This window comes from Corallococcus sp. 4LFB (genome assembly GCF_046520365.1).
In the GTDB taxonomy this organism is placed as follows: Bacteria; Myxococcota; Myxococcia; order Myxococcales; family Myxococcaceae; genus Corallococcus; species Corallococcus caeni.
The window spans coordinates 1-3,575 of record NZ_JBKGHJ010000672.1; the positions used below are offsets into that span (position 1 = coordinate 1).

General features: G+C 74.2%; 2 protein-coding genes and 2 pseudogenes. All 4 read left to right on the forward strand.

Features of this window, described 5'->3' with window-relative positions; genetic code table 11:
• Positions 1-758 (forward strand): phytoene/squalene synthase family protein (locus tag ACLEQD_RS39270; protein WP_410391022.1); only part of this gene is annotated, 758 nt, incomplete at its 5' end.
• Positions 755-2,205, forward strand: a pseudogene (locus ACLEQD_RS39275) (phytoene desaturase family protein). The gene ACLEQD_RS39270 and the pseudogene ACLEQD_RS39275, both read left to right, overlap by 4 nt.
• Complete coding sequence (locus ACLEQD_RS39280; RefSeq protein ID WP_410391024.1) at positions 2,202-3,161, forward strand: carotenoid 1,2-hydratase; 960 nt, start codon at positions 2,202-2,204, stop codon at positions 3,159-3,161. Before ACLEQD_RS39275 ends, ACLEQD_RS39280 begins: the two are co-directional and overlap by 4 nt.
• A pseudogene (locus ACLEQD_RS39285) lies at positions 3,158-3,575 on the forward strand (carotenoid biosynthesis protein); the annotation flags it as partial. The gene ACLEQD_RS39280 and the pseudogene ACLEQD_RS39285, both read left to right, overlap by 4 nt.

Below are 3,575 nucleotides of genomic sequence, written 5' to 3' on the forward strand. Positions count from 1 at the left end.
CCCAGGAGCTGGGCCCGCCGGCCGCGCGCCAGCCCGCCGCGGACGCGCCGTCGCCGTGGGACCCGAGCGAGTTCGCGGCGCTGCGCCACACCATCCACCACTACCGCATCCCCGAGCAGCCCTTCCAGGACCTCATCTCCGGCATGGAGATGGACCTGACGAAGCAGCGCTACGACACCTGGGAGGAGCTGGACCTCTACTGCTACCGGGTCGCGGGTGTGGTCGGGTTGATGCTGACGCCGGTGCTGGGCTGCGAGGATGAGCGAGCGGTGGAGCCGGCGGCGGACCTGGGCCGCGCGATGCAGCTCACCAACATCCTGCGCGACGTGCGCGAGGACCTGGAGCGCGGCCGGGTGTACCTGCCCTCGGAGGAGCTGCGCGCCTTCGGCATCACCGAGGACGACCTGCGCGCGGGCCGGGTGGACGCGAAGTGGCGCGACTTCATGCGCTTCCAAATCCAGCGCGCGCGGGCCTACTACGCGCGCGCGGCGGCGGGCGTGCACTACCTCACCGGGTTCGGCAGCCAGCGCATGGTGCGGCTGATGGGCGCCATCTACGGCGACATCCTGCGCGACATCGAGGCGCGGGATGACGACGTGTTCAGCGGCCGGGCGCACACGACGACGGGGCGCAAGCTGGCGCTGACGGCGACCGTCTTCCTTCGGCCCCGGGCCGCGTTGCCGGAGGCCCCGCTGGCGCTGCCGGCTTCGCCCGCGCCGGTGCCGCTGTTGCCCACGGGCACGGGAGGTCCGCGATGAAGGCGTCGCGCGTGGCGGTGATTGGCGGCGGGATTGGCGGGCTGACGGCCGCGGGCCTCCTGGCGAAGGAGGGCCACGCGGTGACGCTGTTCGAGGGCGGCCCGTCCCTGGGCGGCAAGGCGCAGGCGGTGACGGTGGAGGGGCTCACGCTGGACACGGGGCCCACGCTGCTCACGTTGCCGGCGCTGGTGCGGAGCACCTTCGAGCAGCTGGGCGCGCTGGACCTCCTGCCGCCGTTCACGGAGCTGGAGCCGCAGTGCACCTACCACTTCGCGGACGGGTGCGGCTTCACGGCGTACAAGGACCTGGAGCGCATGGCGGAGAGCGCCGCGGAGCTGCGCCCCATCGAGCGCAAGGGCGTGCACTCCTTCTACGCGGAGGCCGCGGCCATCTGGCGCGCGGCGGGCGAGCCCTACCTGGAGGCCCCCTTCGAGGGCATGGCCGGCTTCATGGCGCGCGTGGCCCGCCGGGGCATCGGCGCGATGCTGGCGGGGATGAAGCTGGACACGCTGCACGCGCTGGCGGCGAAGCACTTCCACACGCACCACCTGCGGCAGTACGTGGGCCGCTTCGCCACCTACGCGGGCGGCTCTCCGTACGCGTCCAGCGCGGCGTTCGCGCTCATCCCGCACATCGAGCATGCGTATGGCGTGCACCACGTGCGCGGCGGCATCGGCGCGCTGGTGGAGGCGCTGGGGCAGGCGGTGCGGCGGCTGGGCGTGACGGTGCACCTGGACACGCGCGCCCGCTTCGAGCGCGTCTCCGGGGGCTACCGCGTGGACCCGGCCGGCGAGCTGTTCGACAGCGTGGTGGTGAACGCGGATCCGCTGGCGTCGCTGCGCCGCGAGTCGGAGCCGCTGTCGCTGTCCGGCTTCGTGCTGCTCCTGGAGGCGGAGGGCCGGCCGGCGGTCCCGCATCACGCGGTGATGTTCGGCGGGGACTACCGCAAGGAGTTCGAGGAGCTCTTCGCCGGACAGCTCGCCGCGGACCCCACGGTGTATGTCTGCAACCCGTCCGCCACGGACCCGGGCATGGCGCCGCTGGGCCGCACGGGGTTGTTCGTGATGGTGAACGCGCCGGCCATGCCGCTGGAGGAGGGCCGGGCGGAGCAGGCGCGGCGGGACTGGGAGTCCAGCGCGGAGCGCGTGCGCGAGCAGCTGTTCGAGAAGCTCATGCTCCACTACCCGGCGTTGAGGGGCCGGGTGCGCGTGGTGGGGCAGCGCTCGCCGGTGGACCTGGCGGCGCGCGGGGCCCGGGGGGTTCCATCTACGGCTTCCTGCCGCACGGCCGCTTCGGTCCGTTCCGCAGGCCGCGCATCCGGGGCGGCACGCCGGGGCTGTTCTTCGCGGGCGGCGGCACGCATCCGGGCGGCGGGGTGCCGCTGGTGATGCTGTCCGGCCGGTTCGCGGCGCAGCTGGCGTCCGCGCACCTGCGGGAGGGCGCATGAAGTCCGTCCTCGCGCAGAGCGTCCTGTCCGGCGCGGCGGAGTCGTGCACGCTGCCCGCGTTGCCGGACAGCCCGGGGGCGTACCGCTGGTTCTACGCGGACGTGACGGCCGGGCCGTACAGCGCCGTGTGCATCTTCATGCTCGGGTCGTTGTTCTCGCCGCGCTACTCGGTGGCGGCGCGGCGCGGAGGGCATCCGCTGGCGTACAGCGCGGTGAACTTCGCGCTCTACCACCAGGGTGTGCGCAAGCTGTGGGTGCTGAGCGAGTACCCGCGCGTGGAGCTGCAGGGGCCGGGGCGCCTGCGCATCGGCCGCTCCACGTTGACGCACGCGGTGGACGGCACGGTGCGCATGGACGTGGACGACGGGACGGCGCCGTGGGGCCGCCCGGTGCGCGCCAGCCTGACGCTGCGGCCGATGACGGGACGGGGCGCGGAGGTGCAGCTCATGCCGGGCCTGCCGCACTACTGGCAGGCCCTGGCGCCGCGGTCGGAGGCGACGCTGGACGTGTCCTCGCTGGGGCTCAAGGCCGAGGGCCTGGGCTACCACGACACGAACCACGGCCAGGAGCTGCTGGGCTCGCGGCTGTCGGGCTGGCACTGGGCGCGCACGCACCACGCGAACCACACGGTGGTGGACTACCACCTGCCGGACGGCGTGGCCCCGCTGCGCATGATGGCGGGCCCCAGCGGCGTGGTGTGCGAGCGCGGCCCGAAGCCGGAGCTGCGTCCGACGAGCCTGACGGGCTGGGGGCTGCGGGTCCCCGCGAGGCTGCACGCGGGCAACGAGGTCGTGGGCGAGCCGCGCCTGCTGGAGTCGTCGCCCTTCTACGCGCGGCTGGAGTCCAGGCGCGACACGCTGGACACGATGGGCGAGGTGGCGGACTTCCGCCGCTTCCATTCCCCGTTCATCCGCTGGATGGCGCACTTCCGCACGCGCGTGGGGAGGACGGCATGAACGCGCTCGGCCTCTTCACGCTCGGGTGGACGGCGCTGGCCGGGGGCTTCAGCGCGGTGGCGCTGGCGCGGCTGGCGCGCCGTGGGCCCGTCGCGGCCGCGGGCTCGCTGCCGTCCGTCCTGCTCCTGCGCCCCGTGGACGCGCCCACGCCGCAGGAGCTGGACAACCTGGAGCTGCCCATCAACTACGCGGGGCCGCTGGAGCAGGTGGTGCTGTCGCCCTACCGGCCCCGGCTGGCGGAGGGCGTGCGCTGGCTTCCGAGCGACCCGGTGTGCCCCAACCGCAAGGTGGGCCACCTGCTCTACGCGCTGGAGGCGCTGGACGTGCGCGGACGCGTGGTGCTCGCGGTGGACGCGGACGTGGCGGTGACGGGCGCGCTGGTGGAGGGCCTCGCCTCCGCGCTGGTGGCCGGCG

Coding starts and splice junctions, on each gene's coding strand:
- ACLEQD_RS39280 (WP_410391024.1), top strand. CDS start 2,202: ATGAAGTCCGTCCTCGCGCAGAGCGTCCTGTCCGGCGCGGCGGAGTCG.